At 61.6% G+C, this 16,955-nt stretch carries 23 protein-coding genes; all 23 read right to left on the bottom strand.

Going from position 1 to position 16,955, the window contains the following annotated elements; translation table 11 throughout:
• Positions 1-23 precede the first annotated feature (23 nt).
• The 23 genes from AAFG50_RS34625 to AAFG50_RS34735 all read right to left on the bottom strand — a co-directional run bounded on the left by AAFG50_RS34625 (position 24) and on the right by AAFG50_RS34735 (position 16,921).
• On the bottom strand, positions 24-629 hold the full coding sequence (locus AAFG50_RS34625) for a hypothetical protein (protein WP_342714045.1): 606 nt from the start codon (positions 627-629) through the stop codon (positions 24-26).
• A 9-nt stretch (positions 630-638) separates the two neighbouring features.
• Positions 639-2,915, bottom strand: a complete 2,277-nt coding sequence (locus AAFG50_RS34630) for a hypothetical protein (protein WP_342714046.1) — start codon at positions 2,913-2,915, stop codon at positions 639-641.
• Positions 2,915-3,727 carry a hypothetical protein gene (locus AAFG50_RS34635; protein ID WP_342714047.1) on the bottom strand — a complete coding sequence of 271 codons (813 nt, stop codon included), beginning with the start codon at positions 3,725-3,727 and terminating at the stop codon, positions 2,915-2,917. Before AAFG50_RS34635 ends, AAFG50_RS34630 begins: the two co-directional genes overlap by 1 nt.
• The gene (locus AAFG50_RS34640; RefSeq protein ID WP_342714048.1) at positions 3,727-5,718 is read right to left on the bottom strand and encodes a phage tail tape measure protein; all 1,992 of its coding nucleotides are present in this window, start codon (positions 5,716-5,718) and stop codon (positions 3,727-3,729) included. Before AAFG50_RS34640 ends, AAFG50_RS34635 begins: the two co-directional genes overlap by 1 nt.
• Positions 5,719-5,731: 13 nt before the next feature.
• Positions 5,732-6,388, bottom strand: a complete 657-nt coding sequence (locus AAFG50_RS34645; RefSeq protein WP_342714049.1) for a hypothetical protein — start codon at positions 6,386-6,388, stop codon at positions 5,732-5,734.
• Positions 6,389-6,391: 3 nt separating this feature from the next.
• Positions 6,392-6,826, bottom strand: coding sequence for a phage tail tube protein (locus AAFG50_RS34650; protein ID WP_342714050.1), 435 nt, complete (start codon positions 6,824-6,826; stop codon positions 6,392-6,394).
• A 67-nt stretch (positions 6,827-6,893) separates the two neighbouring features.
• Positions 6,894-7,355, bottom strand: a complete 462-nt coding sequence (locus tag AAFG50_RS34655) for an HK97-gp10 family putative phage morphogenesis protein (protein ID WP_342714051.1) — start codon at positions 7,353-7,355, stop codon at positions 6,894-6,896.
• On the bottom strand, positions 7,355-7,774 hold the full coding sequence (locus AAFG50_RS34660; protein ID WP_342714052.1) for a DUF3168 domain-containing protein: 420 nt from the start codon (positions 7,772-7,774) through the stop codon (positions 7,355-7,357). The genes AAFG50_RS34655 and AAFG50_RS34660 overlap by 1 nt, the downstream gene beginning before the upstream one ends.
• On the bottom strand, positions 7,774-8,181 hold the full coding sequence (locus AAFG50_RS34665) for a hypothetical protein (protein ID WP_342714053.1): 408 nt from the start codon (positions 8,179-8,181) through the stop codon (positions 7,774-7,776). The genes AAFG50_RS34660 and AAFG50_RS34665 overlap by 1 nt, the downstream gene beginning before the upstream one ends.
• A 25-nt stretch (positions 8,182-8,206) precedes the next feature.
• Complete coding sequence (locus AAFG50_RS34670) at positions 8,207-8,599, bottom strand: head-tail adaptor protein (RefSeq protein ID WP_342714054.1); 393 nt, start codon at positions 8,597-8,599, stop codon at positions 8,207-8,209.
• Positions 8,599-9,144 carry a head-tail connector protein gene (locus AAFG50_RS34675; RefSeq protein ID WP_342714055.1) on the bottom strand — a complete coding sequence of 182 codons (546 nt, stop codon included), beginning with the start codon at positions 9,142-9,144 and terminating at the stop codon, positions 8,599-8,601. The genes AAFG50_RS34670 and AAFG50_RS34675 overlap by 1 nt, the downstream gene beginning before the upstream one ends.
• The gene (locus tag AAFG50_RS34680) at positions 9,144-9,356 is read right to left on the bottom strand and encodes a hypothetical protein (RefSeq protein WP_342714056.1); all 213 of its coding nucleotides are present in this window, start codon (positions 9,354-9,356) and stop codon (positions 9,144-9,146) included. The genes AAFG50_RS34675 and AAFG50_RS34680 overlap by 1 nt, the downstream gene beginning before the upstream one ends.
• Positions 9,353-9,760, bottom strand: coding sequence for a hypothetical protein (locus AAFG50_RS34685; RefSeq protein ID WP_342714057.1), 408 nt, complete (start codon positions 9,758-9,760; stop codon positions 9,353-9,355). The genes AAFG50_RS34680 and AAFG50_RS34685 overlap by 4 nt, the downstream gene beginning before the upstream one ends.
• A 64-nt stretch (positions 9,761-9,824) precedes the next feature.
• Positions 9,825-11,084: a phage major capsid protein gene (locus AAFG50_RS34690; RefSeq protein ID WP_342714058.1), complete on the bottom strand. Its 1,260-nt coding sequence runs from the start codon at positions 11,082-11,084 to the stop codon at positions 9,825-9,827.
• Between the two features lie 57 nt (positions 11,085-11,141).
• Positions 11,142-11,735, bottom strand: a complete 594-nt coding sequence (locus AAFG50_RS34695) for an HK97 family phage prohead protease (RefSeq protein WP_342714059.1) — start codon at positions 11,733-11,735, stop codon at positions 11,142-11,144.
• Positions 11,698-12,987: a phage portal protein gene (locus AAFG50_RS34700; RefSeq protein ID WP_342714060.1), complete on the bottom strand. Its 1,290-nt coding sequence runs from the start codon at positions 12,985-12,987 to the stop codon at positions 11,698-11,700. Before AAFG50_RS34700 ends, AAFG50_RS34695 begins: the two co-directional genes overlap by 38 nt.
• Positions 12,984-14,426, bottom strand: a complete 1,443-nt coding sequence (locus AAFG50_RS34705) for a terminase TerL endonuclease subunit (RefSeq protein WP_342714212.1) — start codon at positions 14,424-14,426, stop codon at positions 12,984-12,986. Before AAFG50_RS34705 ends, AAFG50_RS34700 begins: the two co-directional genes overlap by 4 nt.
• Before the next feature lie 98 nt (positions 14,427-14,524).
• Positions 14,525-14,950, bottom strand: a complete 426-nt coding sequence (locus AAFG50_RS34710) for a P27 family phage terminase small subunit (RefSeq protein ID WP_342714061.1) — start codon at positions 14,948-14,950, stop codon at positions 14,525-14,527.
• 196 nt (positions 14,951-15,146) lie between these two features.
• On the bottom strand, positions 15,147-15,569 hold the full coding sequence (locus tag AAFG50_RS34715) for an HNH endonuclease (RefSeq protein ID WP_342714062.1): 423 nt from the start codon (positions 15,567-15,569) through the stop codon (positions 15,147-15,149).
• 59 nt (positions 15,570-15,628) lie between these two features.
• Positions 15,629-16,039 carry a transcription termination/antitermination NusG family protein gene (locus tag AAFG50_RS34720; protein WP_342714063.1) on the bottom strand — a complete coding sequence of 137 codons (411 nt, stop codon included), beginning with the start codon at positions 16,037-16,039 and terminating at the stop codon, positions 15,629-15,631.
• Entirely contained in the window at positions 16,036-16,236 is a 201-nt protein-coding gene (locus AAFG50_RS34725; protein WP_342714064.1) for a helix-turn-helix transcriptional regulator, read from the bottom strand. Before AAFG50_RS34725 ends, AAFG50_RS34720 begins: the two co-directional genes overlap by 4 nt.
• Positions 16,233-16,556 carry a hypothetical protein gene (locus AAFG50_RS34730; RefSeq protein ID WP_342714065.1) on the bottom strand — a complete coding sequence of 108 codons (324 nt, stop codon included), beginning with the start codon at positions 16,554-16,556 and terminating at the stop codon, positions 16,233-16,235. The genes AAFG50_RS34725 and AAFG50_RS34730 overlap by 4 nt, the downstream gene beginning before the upstream one ends.
• Positions 16,557-16,636: 80 nt before the next feature.
• On the bottom strand, positions 16,637-16,921 hold the full coding sequence (locus tag AAFG50_RS34735) for a hypothetical protein (RefSeq protein ID WP_342714066.1): 285 nt from the start codon (positions 16,919-16,921) through the stop codon (positions 16,637-16,639).
• Between the last annotated feature and the right edge of the window lie 34 nt (positions 16,922-16,955).

The following is a 16,955-nucleotide window of genomic DNA, read 5'->3' on the forward strand; positions in this document are numbered from 1 at the left end:
TATCCTAAGAAGTGGAGAAGAGATCAGACCCAGCCGGTGCCGTCGCTGAGAGGTGTCAAAGTGATCGAACCGCCGTTGGAATCGATGATGTAGGACGTGCCGCCCATGATCTTCTTCGACGTGCCGGCCGAGGTGATAGTGATGTTGTTGGTCGCAGCATCGTACTTGCGGTCGACGATACGAACCGGCTTGGTAGTGGTCGACGGATCCGGCAGGCTTACCGCGGTCGCAGCGCCAACGGTCTTGTTGATCAGGATCACGTCCGCGTCGGAGTTGGTCACGGTCACTGCGCCAGCCGCAGTGACCTCGCGCTCCGAATGACCGGATGCCGCCAAATCGCTGCCTTGGGCTAGGCCGATGCCGACATAGCGGTCAATATGCTCGGTGGTCGGCGCACCGCTCGCGCCGGTATAGACACGAATTTGATAGTAGCCGCCGACGACGTAGAAATAGACGTAGCCGTTAGCGTCTGCATCGATCGGGTTGCCTGCCGCGACCGTTCCGTCGCGGTCGCTGTACAGCGCGACCAGCGGCTGCCCAGGTATGTCCGAGCGAACCTCGACGTGAGCTCCGGGAACGACATTGCCGTCTGAGTCCTGGATAGTGAATTGGTGACGCGCCAAGGTCATGTCTTCGCCTCAGTTTACTTGAGAGCCGCGGATATCGCCGCCGGCCGGGCTGAACGTGACGTGAGAGACGCCGTCGATTGCACGGCCAGCCGCGCCTCCAGCGCCTCCAGGGGTATTAAAAATTCCCGCACTACCACCGCCGCTGCCTGCGAGGCCGGGACCGCCGCCGGCCCCGCCCGCGCCGCCACCAGGGCCTCCTGCGGCGCCGCCGGAGCCGCCCGAAGTATCAGAGCCGAGCGCCCCGCTGGTCGCCGAGGATGTTCCGAAATCTCCGCGAATGACGCCCGCGCCGCCACCGCCGCCGCCGCCAGGATTGCCAGCGCCCGCGCCGCCACCACCACCGCCACCACCACCCCAGATCGCACCAGCGGACGCATTGACGGTAACGGCATAGCGAAGATAAAGCGCCGGACCGCCCGCTCCGCCATCAGCCCCTGCGCCAATGACCGCGCCGACGCCGCCATAACCGCCAGCGCCCTGGATGCGGCCAACGACGGTTAAGTTGACAGTGACCCCCGCCGGCCAACTTCCGACATCGACGGCTGGGAGCCCATATGAATTCGATCCGATGACAACGCCCGAATTTATCGTGAACGTGACGACATCTCCCGACTGCGGCGTCGGGTAAATCGAATCGTGCGCGGACCTCAGATTGATATTGAAGTTGTTCGCGTCGAAGATGATCTGCCTGTCTGACAGGTCAGCATCAGGTGCGGTCCAAAGCATTTCCTCTGCCTCGACGGCAAACCTATCTGGACCAGGATTAACCCGCGTAATCTGGATCGGGATGTTGTCCTGTGCGCCGGTCGCGTCCTGCACGCAGAAGGATTCCGCACGATATCCTTGTCCGAGGTCGACGTCGGTGGACGCGTAGCGAGCGGTGGCAAACGTCACGCGTCGCGGCGGATCGCGGAAGCGCCCAAGAAGGATGGCACCGAGCCGGTCGGCGACTGACCGCCCAGCTTCCGGAATCCATCGAGAATAAATGGTCTTGATCGATGCGGACCCATAGTCCGCCTCTGCTTCATTGTCTATCGTCAGCGACGTCGAGCGATAGTTATCCAGATTCGAAAGCGGCTTTGTCGGATCCTTCTGCCCAAAATAGACCTGCACGCGTGACAAGCGCTGGTCAGGCTGCTCCTTGATCGTCAGCGACTTTTCAAGCGTGTTGTCCGGCGTGAACGTGAATGCATCTGTCACAACGCCATGGAGCACCTTCAGCCGGACCTGCTGGGCGAGATTGTCGTCCCATATCGCAAGCCCGGCCTGCTCAGCCAATTCAGAAAGCAAGGTCGATACCGACGTCGGCTCGCAAATCACAGCAGTGTAGACCGTGCCGAGATAGGCCGCGGTTTCCGCCCGCCAATCCGCAACAGTGATATAGCTTGACGGAACGTCCGCGTACCGCTCCAGGAGCTCCTGAGCAATATCGGCGGCATCTGCGCCATTGTAGCGGAGCACGAGCTGGACTCGATCTTGCGCTTTGTGCGTCGTTGCGGTGGTCCCTAGGACACCACGAACCAAGGTCAGCGTGTCTCCGCTACGCGAGAACTGCACAATCTCGTTGCCGCCGATGCAGAGAAAATCAGAGCCTCCGGCCGGATACTCCGCATTACCGATGCCGGTCGGAAGCAGGGTTGCGGTTGTCGCGGACGCCGTGATATCCGCAGCGAGGAAGCCATTGGACAAATCCGGCGCCTGCGAGCGGTCCCCGTCCGCAAACTTCAGCACGTCCTTTGCGATAATGGTGTACTTGCCTTCAGGCGTAGGACCGTCGAAGCTGTCGACGACGAAATAGCGCGTCTCCATATCTGCGAGATCGTCGCCGAGCAGTCCTGTGATCCAGCGCAATTCCTGACCGCGAACGAACGGCTGACGAGCGCGGAACTTTCCCCAGAACGTGCCCTGACTGTATGGATCATAAGTCCGATCGGCGAGGTACTTGTCGAACCCCTCGCCGGTGTCGGAATGAGGGTGGTCCTTGAACGTGATACTGAGCGTGGCCCGCGTTCCGAGGTTCTTCCCGAGCGAGATCGTCGCCGGCGTGTACGAGATGTCGAGGATCGAAGCAGCGACGATGTCAATATTTGTCGGCAGGTACGATGCAGGCTTCGCAAAGCGCCAGGTAACGTCAGACGCCAGAAAATGCGCAGTATCCTGGCACGTGTTCTTGCTGTTGAAGCACTTGATGCTACCAGTGGTCGGAATCGAAGCGGTACACGGCGCGACGCCATAGGTCCGTGTGCAGAACGGAACATCCAATTCGATATAGGTCAGGGACTTCATCAGGCTATGCCGCTAACCTTGAGATCGAACGCCAGCAAATGACTGCTGGTGTCAGGCGTCGGCGCCGGATCGTCCATCAGCCAACCGAAACCCACTTCACGAGGATAGGTCTGAGGGCGCCATGCGAAGAAGAACGGCAGATCGCGCCCGTCGGTAAGGAACGGTCGCATATAGGTCCGAAACCAATCAGGAGAGATCAGCGAAAGCGGAATTGTCGTCTCGCGCCACTCGCCGAGCACGATACGGCCGAGGAAATTTCCGCTCTCACTCCGACCGTTAGCGACGCTGACCTTGATTCCATCGGTGATCGCCATATGACCGGCGTAGACCTTGCGCTCAATAACCAGGAGCTTGCCGACATAGAGCACCGCAGCGCGGGGAAAAACCCCAGCCGGCGAGCTCATCACCAGCCTGATCTCAGATAGCGACTGCTCCTCGAAACGATACAGCGCCGGTCCATCGTCTGGGAGCATGACCTCATCAACGATCCTGGTCCATACGCCGCCGATGAAACCCTCAACCGAGGTCACGATTTCCCCGGATGAGAAATTATGACCGGCGACGGCGAGATAATCGATTGGATCAACCTCATTGGTCGTGATCGTCAGAAATTGGCCGCCATCGTCGCTCGAACGCCATTGCAGATGCGTCGCCGGATTAGCGAGATTCGACGCCGGGTAATTGGCGTCGACATGTGTCGAAACGATCGATGATGCCGTTACGACATTGTGCCAGCCTATCACCGGATGATCGAGCGACAGACCGTCCGCGACGTCGGCGAGAACAACCGCACTGGAGATGACAATCGACATCAGCCGGTAAACTGCACGTTGAGCTTGTGCCCATCGCGCATCCCCTCGTTTAACGCCTCGAACATGTCGCGGACCTGATCACGGCCCCACATGAATCCCTGCATGACGATCGTCTGGCCGCCTGATGCACCGCCCTTTGACGCGCCCGCGTTGCCTCCGCGGTTCGGCGTGATGTCGATCTGCTCGCCCGGCTCGACCATGGCCTGAAACAGCTTGCTGTCGCCGCCACCGACACCACCCGGCACCGTCATAGACAGGCCGTCTTTGAAGCCCGTAGGGACCGACTGGCTCTTGATCTGAGCAACCAGCGTCGCGCCCTTAGCCAGCACCGCGGCCATTGCCGCAATGTTGGCAGGGAACGGCAACTCCAGCGCCTTCGCGGCGCCGGTGAACATCGAGATGGTGGCTTGGATGGCGCCGAATACCTGGGCAGCCTTCGCCATTCCCGCGCTTTCTTTTCCGAAGGCCGCCGAGATCGTCGCGAAGCTTCCGGCAATATTGGCGCCAGCGACATTCCATGCAGTCCCCGCCCTCTCGGAGACGTTCTGCATAATCTGCTCGTAATTCTCTGCGCTGATCTTTCCGTTGTCGAACAGCGTTTGAATTTTGATCAGCTCTTGCTGATACAGTTGCGCGGGCGTCAGGTTCTCCTGCGTCAATTGCAGGCCGGCCAACGCCATCCCATAGTCCAGCGCTTTCTGCTTGGTCAGATCGAGCTGAGCCTGTTGCGCCGCGGTGATTACCGTATGATTGGCAGTCGCGATCGAGAGCGCCTGAAGTTGGATCTTCAGCGCCTCCTTTTCACCAGCCAGTTTTCCGAACGTCTGGATTTCAGCGTTTTGCGATTCGAGCGACTTCTTTTGAGAATCGATGAACTGATCTACGGCGTTCTTGCCGCCCATCGCGGAGAAGTTGAAATCCTTCTGCGCCTTCGACGCCTTGTCGGTCGACTCCGCGGAGGCGTCAGCTCCGGTCTGTGCGCCAGTCCAAAGCTTTTCGATGACGCCAAATGTCGTCTTTGCGGTCTCCTCGACGCCGGCAACGCCGCCCTTCACCTTGTCGAAGGCAGAGGTGAATTCGCCCTTCAACACTAGCGAGATCGCGGCCGATACGGTCGCGATGTACTCCGACAGGGATTTGAATACCGCCCCAACGATCACGCCGCTGGTGACAAGCGCCTTCATGGCGGTTGAGACGACGGTGAGCGCAGTGCTCAGGAAGCCCGAGTTTTTCGCGGACTCGACCATCGCGTTACTGATCTCGACCATCGACGGCAGCACCTGCGTCATCGACTGCGTGATGAGGCCGGTCCAAATCGCCTTCAGCCTGGTCAGATTGTCGTTGAAGTCCTCCGCGGCCTTACCGGTCTTGGAATCGATGATGAGCCCGAATTTCTCGGCCTCGTCCTTCATCTCCTTGAGGCCGTCGCGGCCGTCATTGAGCATCGGGATCAGATCGGCGCCGGTCTTGCCGAATATCGCCATCGAGACGGCGGTCTTGCCGGCGCCGTCCTTCAGCCCCGAGAACTTATCGGCGACGTCACCGAGGACATCGTCAGATGATTTCAGCCTGCCGTTGGAATCGGTAACGGAGATGCCGAGCGCGCGGAACGCATTCGCGGCCTCAGAGGTTGGCTTCGCCGCCGCCTCCGTCATGTTCTTGGAGAGCTTGCCGACGGACTTGCTCAGGGCATCAAACGAGACATCCGAGAGGTCCGCCGCATAGGCGAGCGCGGAAAGCTGCTCGATCGGCACGCCGAGCTTTGCCGACGTCTTCGACAGCTTATCCGCATCGTCAATGGTGTGCTGGAGCGCCAGGCCGATGGCGACGCCGGCCGCTACGACAGCCGCCGCCGCCGCGGCCATGCCGGTGGCGACCGCCGAGCCGAACGCGGCAAGGCCGGACTGCGAGTCCTTCAGGCCCTTGTCGAGAGCGGCTGTATCCGCTCCCAACACGACCCGGAGTGCACCGATGACAGCGCCACCAGCCATTATTGGCCCTCAGTTAGGCTTGCCTTTGACCTCGCCGCCAAGCAGCAAGGTCCATTGTTTGGCGATCGCCAGCATTTGGTCGGGGGATTGCGGCTTGCGCTCGCGCGCGAGCAGCGTTCGCAATTTGGGGAACTTCTTGAACCGCGGGAGGGCCGCGGTGTGCCAGGCCAGCCAAGCCAAGGTCGTTGTGCTCGCGCGTGAACTGGGCTTGCTTGCCGGCGAAGATCAGGGAGACCTGCCGCGGCGTCTTTGACCAGAAGGCGTCCGGATCGAGCCCGCACGCCACCCAATCCGTCAGGAGGGCCGGCCAGTCCCAGCCCGGCGCGGCCCCTGCCGAGGGCCCGGCTTGGTTTCCTTCGCATCCGGGAAGGCTGCGCGGATCGCCTCCGTGACCTTCGTCATGACCTTCAGCATGGCCGCCGGCGGCCGGGATCAGCTCGCCCGCCTCCTTGAGCGTCAGTTCCGGATGCCGCTCCTGGAGGCCGCTATAGAGCAACTGGCGCACCATCGACACCGAGATCCGTGCCGGATTTGACATCTCGGCAGCGATGGCTGTGAAGTTCTTGTCCAGCGCTGCCTCCATCGAGCAGAGCGCATCGATGGAATACTGAAGCGTATAGGTGGCCTCGCCGGCCACGAGTTCGACTTCGCCCTTATGCGGGTTCGCCATAGGTTACGCCTGCACCAAGGTCGGCTTGCCCGAGACCTTAAAGGTCACCGAGGCGGACATCTTGTCGTCGATCGGTGCGTCCGGCTCGAAGGCCGTCAGGATGCCGGCGAACGAGAAGTAGGAGCCGTCCGGGAACAGGATCTGGCGGTTCTTGCTGGCAAGCGCCCCGTCGAGATCGAGCTCTGCCATCATTGCCGTCGCGGCTGCGCCGCCGGGAACGAAATTCAACTCGAGCGAGACCTCGCCGCCGTCCTTGAGGCCAGCGATGAATTCGCGCCAAGCGCCGGGGCTTTCCTCGTGGGTCGCGTCGACCGTGTCGCGCGCCATGGCGGGCGGCGTGATATTGGTCACCTCGGCCAGCGTGGTGTACACTTCCGGTACGGCGCCGTTGCCAGACTTGAACAGCGTGCCGTAACCGATGCGCGCCTGAGTGGTCATCGCGATATCTCCATGTCAGAATTTGAAGGAAGCCCGCGACACGCCCCGGCGGGATTGGGGAAGAGAATTACTGTCCGGCCGCGATCTTTGCGGCAATCTTGGCGGCCTTCTTCGCCAGCCGCTGGCGCGCCTTCTCGATTTCGTTTTCGAGGCTCGTCTTGATGCCGCTCAGCACCTTCATCACGTTGCCGTCGAAGGCCGGCCGGAGATGCGGATGAGCTGCCTGGTGAGCGTTACCGAACTCGGTTTGGACCGACTTCGCCGCCGGGCCCGGCCCGATATAGACCTCGACGTCGCTCTCTTTCCGGTTCAGCCCCTTTTGGCGCCGTGAAAGCTTCGTGGTGACGGTATAGGACGCCTTCAGACCACCCTTATCACGCGGCGCCATGCGCTCGCCGTCGTCCTTGATCGGTTGCCCTTGCTCCGTCAAGACGCGCTTCAGCACGTTCCGCGCGGTCGCCTTGGGCAGCTCGGTCAACGCCTCGTCAAGCTCTGCGAGACCTTCGATTTTGAAGGTCTGCCTAGCCATCACAATTCACCGTGGTGCACGAAATAATCCCGCATCACGCCGAACATCTGCACGATATCGTCGTAAGTCTCACGCTGATCGCCGCAGAAGACGCCCTGCACGTCCACGGCATCGTTTCCGGTCCCGATCGCGCCCTTGAAGCCGTCGAAGGCATCCTTGATCGCGTTTGCGAGGCGCACAGCGGCGTCCGCCGTCGGCGCCCATGCTGCGATCTGGTAGCGCGGAGCCGTGTAGCCGCTCGCGCCCTGCATGGTGTAATCGCCCTGCCCCGAGATGCGGGTATAGACGATGCTGGTGAGTTTCACTCCCTGAGGCAGGACGATGGGGAAGATCCGCGAGACGCCGCTCGCGGTCACCAGGGGCCCGATGACGCTGTCCGCCGCAAAGAAGGCGAACAGCCCTGGTCGGATATCCATCATCAGCCCGACACGCCCGAATAGGCCAGCGACATCAGCATGACGGTGGTCGACTTGGCGATACCGACGATGTGGAAATACTCACCGGTGCCGACGTCCGCGAGCGGGCAGATGCCGCCAGCCGTGTTAGAGAGATAGTAGGTCACGCCGCCGGTCAGCGTGGCGCCGATCGTGATCTCGCCAGACTTCTGAATGCGGATTGGCTGGCCGGCAGAACCGCCGTTCAGCGCGATTCCGCGCGCCGTGCGGATCAGCGCCGAGGCGCCGTCGGCATCAGCCAGTTTGTAGGTGCCGTCCGTATCGCGGTAGACGGCCTGCCCGGCGGTGATGGTGGCACCCGCAAGGCCGTCTTCGGTGACAGCGCCGGTGCCGGGAAGCACGTTTGCAGCGGTAATGACAAGATCGGTCATAGGTATTCCTTTCTCGGATGGGGAATTACGTAGTCACGTCGGCGCGCCGCTGGGTGATGATCCTGATGCCGCGGCGTCGGTCGATTTCCAGGGTACCAAGCACGTCAAAAATTGACCGTGTCGGGATGACGTAGTTCGGGTCCGCAGCCTGCGCGGTCGTCAAGGCCGGATGGATGACGCGATCGAGCGGCGATAGGTCGGCGACATCGTCCGAATAGCGAATGCGAAACTCGATGCGCTCATAAGCCACCTTCTCAGGTGACCTGAAACTCTCGTCATCGCCCTTGAGCGGCCACATGGAGGCCGGGCGCCTGACCGAAACATTTGCCCATGTCTCGCCGGCCTCGCCCGACGACGATTGCGTAATCGTGCGCCGCTGGATTGTCACGCGACGGTCGAGCGAGCCGGCGCGGATCATCAGGCGTTCCGCCGATGGTTGCAGAGCAGGCTATCGAAGGCCGTCCAGTCGCTGTCTTTAGTGTTCTCGCGATTGGCGTATCCGCCGGCGATGTACAGCAACAGGGCGCGCTTCACGTCATCCGGAACGGCCGTATAGCCGACAACAGCCACGACGGTGATCCGCGATCCGGCCTGCGTGATCGGCCAGACCTGGCCGAATTTCAGCGCGATCGAGACCTCGAGTCCGTCATTTCGGACCTCGTACACCGAGGTCGCTAGCGTCTGCGTCGCGCCGTCGGTGTCGACATAGGTGATCGAGGTGACCGATTGAACGGGCGCCTCTGCGAACTTCGCGAAGTCCCGGAAGCAGTCACATTTCACCGAAATTGTCTGCGTTGCGAAGCGCGTCCCGCAATACTTCTCGGTGAAAGCGCGCGCCCCGGCGATCAGCAGCGTGATCAGCGTGTCGTCATCCGTGAAATCGATCTCGGCCTGCGCCTTCACTTCGGCGGCAGTGACCGGCTCGGAAGAAGCCGCAACCGTGATCGTTGCCGGATACCACATCAGCGCCGGTGCTTGTGTTTGCGGTGGACGAAGTCTGAGCGCGTCTCGACGGCAGGAGCCGAGACGGCACGCTCGATCTGGGGCTCGGAGACCGGCACAGCGAAGCCAGCAGCGACGAGGCGCAGCGCCTCGTCCTGCGGGAAGTCGCGCCGGTCGCCGGGCTCGAGCAAGTAAGCCGGCCCCGAAAGGCTGACGGTCATCTCGATGATCACGCGGTTGCCTTCAGCACCAGGAAGTTGATCACCAGCACGTTGTTGCCGGCGACGGACGCATCCAGGTTCGTCAGCCGAAGCTTGAACGACCCGGCCGCGACCGCGGACACGGAGACGTCGAAGGTACCGGCCGAAGTGTGCGTCTTGATGCAAGGCACGACAACGTCGGTCGCGGCGACCTGGCTGTTCGTGACCGTGAATTCGGCCTCGGCACCAGCGGCAACCGTCTGGCTTACCGTGGTGATGACACCGGTCATGGCATTGCAGGTCACGCCGGTGGTGATGCTGGTCGCCTGCGTGACGGCCGCCTGGCCTTCGTAAGTGATCTTGCCTCCGGAAGCGACCACAAGCTCGTCGCCGCCGCTTTTCTTGTAGACCTTCGGACCATAAGTTGCGTCGGCCATTGGCGCGCGCCTCCAGATTTCACGGGAATGGGGAGGCGGAGCCCGAAGGCCCCGCCCCGTTGGATTACGCCTGGATCAGGTGCTTGACGGCGGCGGTGTCGCCGAGCTCGCCGTCGAAGCGGATCAGACCGGCGATACCGAGATCCGGCCAGAAGCGCTCACGCATCACACCGATGATCGGCGAACCGACCTTGCGGACGAAATACTTGCCGAAATCGCCGAAGATCATGGTCTTGTTGCCGGTGGCGAGCGCCGCCATGGCCTGGTTGATGTAGTAGCGGCGGCCGTTCAGGGTGCCGGGGACACCCTTCTGCACGTCGCCCATCTGCCAGATGTACTGGCCCTGGCCGTCCTTCAGCTTGCGAACCGCCTTCAGGGTGCCGTCGTTGAACATATAGGCGGCCTTCGGCGACTGGCGATAAGCCGGGTCGACCGAATGCTCGAGATCGATGATCTCGTCGAAGGTGATCGCCGCAACCGCAGCGGCGGTGACGCCGAGGGTCGACGCGGTCACGATGCCGTTCGGCGCGGACGAGCCGGTTCCGGTGGTGAGCTGCGTGTTCGCAGTGCGGCCAAGGCGCTCGCCCAGCAGCGAACCAAGCAGCGCTTCCATGTTGAAGATGGAATCCTGCGCCAGTTCCATGCTGAACTTGACGAACTCGGTATCGAAGACATAGGCGTCCAGCCGCTTCTGGCCGAACGTCGCGTCCTCGCTGCCGTCATCGGTCAGCGCCGTGCCCTCGGTGTGTGCACCGGCCGACTTCGACGTATCGTCGATGGTCGGGATGTTGATCTGGTTGCCGGACGAAGTGACCAGCTCAGTGCAGATCGCCTCGTCGTACATCGGACCCCACATCTTCATGGAGCGGATGATCTGGTCAGCCAGTTCGACCGGAACGGTATAGCCGCCCGCCGTGGTGGTGCCGGCGGTCTGGATGCGGAATTCGTTCTTGGACTGGACGCCAGCCTTCAGAACCGCCCGCTCCTCGCCCGAAAGCTCGGACAGGTCGGCGCCGCGCGCGATGAACTTGTGGAACACGTTGCGATAGGTCGGCTTCTCGCCGTCGTCCTCGCCACGCGCCTCGCCGTCCGGATTGGTCGGGCGCTCGCGCTTGCGCGCTTCATCCGCGCGTTTCTCGATCGCGGCGAGCTTTTCCTCGCGCTCGATCTGCTTGTCGATGCGGTCGTATTCCGCCATGGCGGTGTCGTGAGCCGCTTCCAGCTCCTTGGCGCGGGCCTCGTCGGCCTTGTCGATCTGGTCGAGACGTTCACGGGCCTCGGCGACGATCTTCGCCTGCTTCTCCCGCAGTTCCTTGATGGTCATGGATGCTCTCCAAAAAAATGGCGCGGCGCGCCGTTTCGTTGGGCTTCGGCGGGATGCCTAGGCTTTACTCCGCGACCGCGTTTGCAGATCGAGGGTGGTTTTCATGCGGAGGCGGTGCGCCGCCGCGTTGAAATTCTTGCGCTTCTGCTCTTTGCGCGCGTCGTCGAGCGACCGCAGCGCGATGGTGGTGTCGTCATAGGCCGGGAAGGCCACGGCGCTGACCTCGAACAATTCCACCTTGTGAATGGTGCGCGCCGGCATCTTGCCGGACTCGTCCCACTCGTCATGCGTCACGCGGAAGCCGAACGACATGCCGGAGATGTCGCCGCGCTCCAATTGAACGGCGAGGTCGCGGCCATCGGTGGTGTCGGGCAAGTCGATCTCGACTGCCAAGCCCTTATCGTCCTCCTTCAGCCGCAGCGTACCGGCCGATGATCGGCCGATGACGCGCCCGCTGTCGTGGTCGATCAGAGCCCGGACGTCGGAGTTCTTCAGCGTCTCAGCGAACGCGCCTGGCGCGATCGTCTCCGTGAAAAAATCACCGATGTCCGTTCTGTTGTTGAACAGCGCGGCATAGCCCTTAGCGACCTTGCCAGCGTCACTCGCGCGGACTTCAGGCGGGCTCGTCGTCGCCCGTCGTTCCAGGCTCATTGTCATCTCCGTTGTCGCCAGGCTCAGCCGCCGGCGGCGTGGTAACCGGCGGCGTTGACGCCGTCGGCGTGGTGCCGAGAGGAACGGTTGCCCCTTGCATGTACAGCTTGTCGCCGCCTTCCATGGGCGGGCGGTTGTCGAGAGCGCGAGCCTCGTCGGGCGTATAGAGCGCCGTCTGTACACCGCGGGCGAGAGCTTCGATGCGGCTCTTGAAGTCACCGCGCATCAGCGCGTCGAGATTGTGCTCGGCATAACGATTGCCCGGCTTCTGCCCAAAGACCTTGAGATTGATCTCTTCCTCGAACGCGCTCGCCCATTGGGCGATCAGATGTTTGACGAGGTGAAGATCTTGCTGCTCGGTGTTAGAGAACGTTCCGTGCGTCAGATCCTGCAAGAAGACCGGCGGCAGATTGTAGACACGCGCGATCTCGACAACCTGAAACTGCCGCGCCTCTGTCATCTGGCCTTTGGCCGGATCGAAGCCGACCGGCTTCAATTCGTACCCGGCCGGGATCGGAAACACCGGCTCACTGTTCGATTTTGCGGCGTCAATCGCGCGCTTGATGTCGCCTTGAGCCCGCTTAACCGCGTCCGGCCCCGCCGGCATCGGACCTACGAGCGCGAGAGGCGGAACGCCGCCGCCGGCAAAGAACCCGCTGGCGTAATCATTCATCGCCAGCGCCAATTGGATGGCCTTCGACGCCAGCATGATGGGCCCATAGACCCCTAGCTGATTGCGCCGAAGCATGAACGGCAGGTCGATTATGTCCGCCGCAGGGTACGTCTTCCCCCCGAATTGGTAGGTCTTTTGACCGTTGACCCTCTGGACCGACGTAAATCCGGGGTCCATCGGCCAGATTCCGACGACGTTTCCGCCGACGCGCTCGATCCAGGAGAGACCCCGGCCGCCGGTGAACACCTGCTGCCAGAAATACTTGCGCCAGCCGAAGCTGGTCCATTCCGGATTCGGCGCTTCGTTCAGAAGCCGCTGAATTCCGCCCTTGATCCGCTCGGCGCCGGCTTCCTTCGACCGATAGGCGTGCAGCGGCAGGTTCGCGAGGCTCGCCGACACGAATGAAACCGCAGCGGCAACGGCCGGCACCTGCAACGCGCTGTCGATCGTGACGGACGGCAGATTGCCGGACTGCACCCCGAAATAGGACAGGAAATTCTCTGCGCTCACCGGAACGCGCGGGTCTTCCGGAGAAGCTCGCTTTTCAGACCGGCGGATCTCGAAATTGAAAAGCTTCACGAGCCCACCAGACTGTAATTCGGATCATCCCACGGCGACGTCTGGACGATGTTGTTCTTTCGGTCTCTCGACTTCAGACCAACCATCATCGTAAGCGCGACGGCCGGGTCGATGCGAAACCGCGCCTTGTCCTTGTCGAGCTTCCGGTTGCCGGCCGGGTCCATCGATGCGACAGCGTTCGCCATGGCCCAGGTCAGAACCGGATTTGCCGGCTGCTCAAGCTGTCGGTTGACGACTTCCAGCTCGAGCGCGTCGATCGCCGGCGCCATGTCCTTGAAGCCCTGCCCCCAAGGAATGAGGCGAAGCCCTGATCCGGGCTTGCTGTCGCCGCCCTTGTCTTCCCACGCCTCGAAGCCGAGACGATCGAATTCCCTCAGGAGATCGGCGACGCGCCACCGGTCATATGCGAGCCCGAGGACCGTATAGGTCTGCCAGAGCTCGGCGATCTTGCGCGCCACAACGGCCGGATCGATCGAGCGGCCTGGCGAGACGAGCAGATGCCCGTCCTTGTGCCATTCGCCATATCGGTTGTTACCGGATCCGAAGTCGCGGTCGCTGTGATCCTTCAGAAGGTCTTCCGGCTTCCAGACGAACGCCTTGACCTTCGTTTTTTCGCCGGCGCTGCCCATGACAAGCGCGGTAAGGTCGACGACTGCCGACATATCCAGCGCCAGATAGACGTCTTCCTTTTCCGCGAAATCCGCAGGCCCTGCACAGGCCGTCCATTCTTTGCGCGAGATCAGCGACGCGATCGGCGCGACCCGTTGGTTCAGGTACAAATTGCGGAATTTCGGCTCCTCGGCCGGCATCCGCTCAGCTTTGTCCGCTATCGCCTTCAGGTCCGCGAGCGACCGGAAGTCACCGAGCGCCGGATTTGCCTTCTTCCAGACGCGCGGGTCGAAGATGTCCTTGCAGTCCTCCGGCACCTCGTAGAGGTGGCAGACGATCCGAGGATCTCGCGCACCAATGCCGTCATCAATAAGCTTCGACAGAATGTGCTCAGGATCATTCGACTGAGTCGATATGACCACGAACAGCGGCTCGGCGCGCGCGCCCATCGAGGTGTCGAGAACGTCATAGAGTTCTCGGTTCTTTGCCTGCGCGAGCTCGTCGAAGATGACGAAGGTCGGGTTCAGGCCGTGCTTCGTCCCGCTCTCGCTGGACATCGCGCGATAGAAGCTGCCGTTCGCGTAGCACGCGATGGTCTTGGTCGAGTCGACACACCGAAGGATGTCGGACAGTTCAGGATCGGCCCGCACGATCTGCGAAGCGACCTTGTAGACCTGCGCGGCCTGCTCACGGTCGTTCGCCGCGGAGTAGATTTCACCGTTCTGGATCGCCTCCGGCCCGATCAGGTGTACCAGCACCAGGGCAGCGATCAGCGCCGTCTTACCGTTCTTTCGCGCGATCGAGAGAATGGCGCGCCGGACGATCCGCAAGCCCGCCTTACTGTGCGGCTCGTAGATGTCCCTGATGAATTTCTTCTGCCACTCACGAAGCTTGAACCGGCCGCCCTGTCCTTCGCCGGACGGGACGACTAGTTGCTCAATGAAGGCGATGACCCGTTCTGCCCGAGCAGCCCGGCGAACTTGCTTTTCTTCTGCTTTGCGCCCGGCAGCTTGAGCGCGGCGCGGCTTTTTGGATCGAGCCCGAGCCGGTCGCCGAGGCTTGCCATCAGCGCCGCCTGCTTGTTTAGAATCGCCAGCCATGGGCTTTGCGCTTCCGCGCCATTGTCGCCAACGGTGATGACGTGCTCGAAACTTGGGTCATTGATCTTGTGGGCCGCCAGCTTGTGCAGCGCCCAGGCAGTGCCGAACGCGGAAAGAAGGAAACTGTCGAGCGCGGAGTAGACCGTCGACGGCATCGACGCCTTGATGACCTCGATGCAGCCGCGCGCGTCGTCGGACAGATGCTCCGGGATGAACGGCTCGCCGAGCGCCTCGATGCCGCTCTCTTCGATCACCCGTTTTCCAGGGTTACCGTCCAATTTCGAGAGCGCCGCCAGCTTAGGCTTTGGTCCCCTCTTCCCCAAAACAGACCCCCGACCTCAAAACTTGCGGAATTGCCTTTTTCAGTGCGCCACCGGTCTGGAAAGGAAACGGTCGGAGAGATTCGACCCACCCCCACCACGGAAAAAAGAAATCTTCTTTCGCGAAATTCTATTTCTCGAGAGGCCAACCATCATCGCCAATCGATTGCCTTGCCTGCCCACCACGCTCGATGCGCTGCTCGTCTATGTCGTGGCATGGCTTGCAGGATGAGGCGAGATTGTTCGGATCAAAAAACAACTCTGGATTTCCTTTGTGCGCTACCTTGTGGTGCGCAACGGTAGCCTCAACCACCTTGCCTCTGTCCACACACCGCTTGCACAGTGGATGCAGATTAAGCTGGGCTTCCCTCAGTGTCAGCCACCTAGCTGTGCTGTATAGCCTGCGCCATGACTGGGCTGTCCTACGCCTGGCGTCATGCTCTCGGTTACGCTGACGGACATCGTTCGGCCTGAGCATCCTGATTCGGCGCATAGCTATCCAATGCGGCAACTCCATTCGGTTGCCCAGGAGCGGAAAGGCCAGTGACCACATCGCTTCTGTTGGGCACCAACCATGGCTGCTTCGCCTCGTCTTTCATACTCGTGCTGCTACTAGCTAGTAACCTTACGCAGTCTCTTGCCGGGACGCGGCTTGCGCCGGCGGGTGCGCGGCGCGGCACTAGATGCGTGCGCGATCTCGTTGTGGGCTCCACCTGCATGGCCGAGGACGAGCCGGATCATTTCGCTGTCCTGCACAGGGCTGGCTTTGCCTTGGGAGTTGACCACGCGAATGAGGCCATCGATCGCAGCGACGCCACCCCACGACTCGGGGCCCGTGTGGAACAGCACGTAACCAGGGAGCAGCGGTCGTTCTCGCGCGAACCGCAGACCGCGCCTCACGCCCGACTGCCCGTAGGTCGCGAGAAAGGCCCCGTAGTTCGAATTCTCGATCTCTGACCTCACGACGTGCTCGCGACCAGTAATCACCTGCGCGACCGCCCAATACTCCCTCGGCGTCGTCATGCTGCCTTGCCCTCCAAAAGCTTCCTGACCAATTCCACGGCGTTGCGCACGCCGAGCCTGCGATAGACCTGAGCGCGATGGAATTCGACCGTGCGATGGCCGATGCCGAGCCGCACGCCAATCTCCTTGTTCGATAGCCCCTCGGCGACGAGTTCGCAGACCTGCCTCTGTTTGCTCGTCAATGCCGCGACCGTCATTCTCCCCTCCCACATTTTACGGCCAGCTGGAAACGGAGGAACGTTGCCGCCTCAAGACAGTTTTCCAGATGATTGCCATAACCAAGATGCAGGGCGAATTCGACATGACTTAGTCGAATCCACCAGGGAGGACTACGGTGTTCAATACGCCGATCTCGAAAGCGGATCTTGAGCGCATCGCGCTGCAGGAAATTCGTAGTTACGCGGGAGGCGAGCACGTTATTTCGGTCGAAGTCGAGCGCGATCCCAGTCAGCCCCCCGGGATGGATTGGAGACTTCATGTCGTAGCATCGGAGAATGCCGATATAGATCGCATCCATCAGGCTGCTCAGACGGCGACACGGCGCTTGAAGCGCCGCTACGACCTTCGCGATCCGCTCTGAACACCCCATGAGCGACATCACCATTTCACCGCGTCAGCTACGCTTGGCGGCAGATCTTCAGCCAGGTCGTAAACTCTCTTCCAGAGTTCGAGATCTATGGACGATGCTGATGGCGGACGAGACCGGATGAGACGATAACCCTGAAACGGCTGGTTGCTCGGCGTTTGCATTGAGCAATTCAAACGGCGCATGAGTTCGGCGGCCGCCTCATTTGCCTTTGCCGGCAATAGCCCATAGCTGTCGCGAAGCGTTTGAGACAAGATGCGCTCAGCTTTTGCTGCATCAATGCGGATTTCTGTCATGCTGCTTCTCCATTCTGCTCAGCCGGCGAGGAAA

Source organism: Bradyrhizobium sp. B039, assembly GCF_038965675.1.
Lineage (GTDB): Bacteria > Pseudomonadota > Alphaproteobacteria > Rhizobiales > Xanthobacteraceae > Bradyrhizobium > Bradyrhizobium diazoefficiens.

Excerpts from the sequence above, each read along its gene's own strand:
- AAFG50_RS34625 (WP_342714045.1), bottom strand. The coding sequence starts at position 629 with ATGACCTTGGCGCGTCACCAATTCACTATCCAGGACTCAGACGGCAAT.
- AAFG50_RS34630 (WP_342714046.1), bottom strand. The coding sequence starts at position 2,915 with ATGAAGTCCCTGACCTATATCGAATTGGATGTTCCGTTCTGCACACGG.
- AAFG50_RS34635 (WP_342714047.1), bottom strand. The coding sequence starts at position 3,727 with ATGTCGATTGTCATCTCCAGTGCGGTTGTTCTCGCCGACGTCGCGGAC.
- AAFG50_RS34640 (WP_342714048.1), bottom strand. The coding sequence starts at position 5,718 with ATGGCTGGTGGCGCTGTCATCGGTGCACTCCGGGTCGTGTTGGGAGCG.
- AAFG50_RS34645 (WP_342714049.1), bottom strand. The coding sequence starts at position 6,388 with ATGGCGAACCCGCATAAGGGCGAAGTCGAACTCGTGGCCGGCGAGGCC.
- AAFG50_RS34650 (WP_342714050.1), bottom strand. The coding sequence starts at position 6,826 with ATGACCACTCAGGCGCGCATCGGTTACGGCACGCTGTTCAAGTCTGGC.
- AAFG50_RS34655 (WP_342714051.1), bottom strand. The coding sequence starts at position 7,355 with ATGGCTAGGCAGACCTTCAAAATCGAAGGTCTCGCAGAGCTTGACGAG.
- AAFG50_RS34660 (WP_342714052.1), bottom strand. The coding sequence starts at position 7,774 with ATGATGGATATCCGACCAGGGCTGTTCGCCTTCTTTGCGGCGGACAGC.
- AAFG50_RS34665 (WP_342714053.1), bottom strand. The coding sequence starts at position 8,181 with ATGACCGATCTTGTCATTACCGCTGCAAACGTGCTTCCCGGCACCGGC.
- AAFG50_RS34670 (WP_342714054.1), bottom strand. The coding sequence starts at position 8,599 with ATGATCCGCGCCGGCTCGCTCGACCGTCGCGTGACAATCCAGCGGCGC.
- AAFG50_RS34675 (WP_342714055.1), bottom strand. The coding sequence starts at position 9,144 with ATGTGGTATCCGGCAACGATCACGGTTGCGGCTTCTTCCGAGCCGGTC.
- AAFG50_RS34685 (WP_342714057.1), bottom strand. The coding sequence starts at position 9,760 with ATGGCCGACGCAACTTATGGTCCGAAGGTCTACAAGAAAAGCGGCGGC.
- AAFG50_RS34690 (WP_342714058.1), bottom strand. The coding sequence starts at position 11,084 with ATGACCATCAAGGAACTGCGGGAGAAGCAGGCGAAGATCGTCGCCGAG.
- AAFG50_RS34695 (WP_342714059.1), bottom strand. The coding sequence starts at position 11,735 with ATGAGCCTGGAACGACGGGCGACGACGAGCCCGCCTGAAGTCCGCGCG.
- AAFG50_RS34715 (WP_342714062.1), bottom strand. The coding sequence starts at position 15,569 with ATGTGGTCACTGGCCTTTCCGCTCCTGGGCAACCGAATGGAGTTGCCG.
- AAFG50_RS34720 (WP_342714063.1), bottom strand. The coding sequence starts at position 16,039 with ATGACGACGCCGAGGGAGTATTGGGCGGTCGCGCAGGTGATTACTGGT.
- AAFG50_RS34725 (WP_342714064.1), bottom strand. The coding sequence starts at position 16,236 with ATGACGGTCGCGGCATTGACGAGCAAACAGAGGCAGGTCTGCGAACTC.
- AAFG50_RS34730 (WP_342714065.1), bottom strand. The coding sequence starts at position 16,556 with ATGGATGCGATCTATATCGGCATTCTCCGATGCTACGACATGAAGTCT.
- AAFG50_RS34735 (WP_342714066.1), bottom strand. The coding sequence starts at position 16,921 with ATGACAGAAATCCGCATTGATGCAGCAAAAGCTGAGCGCATCTTGTCT.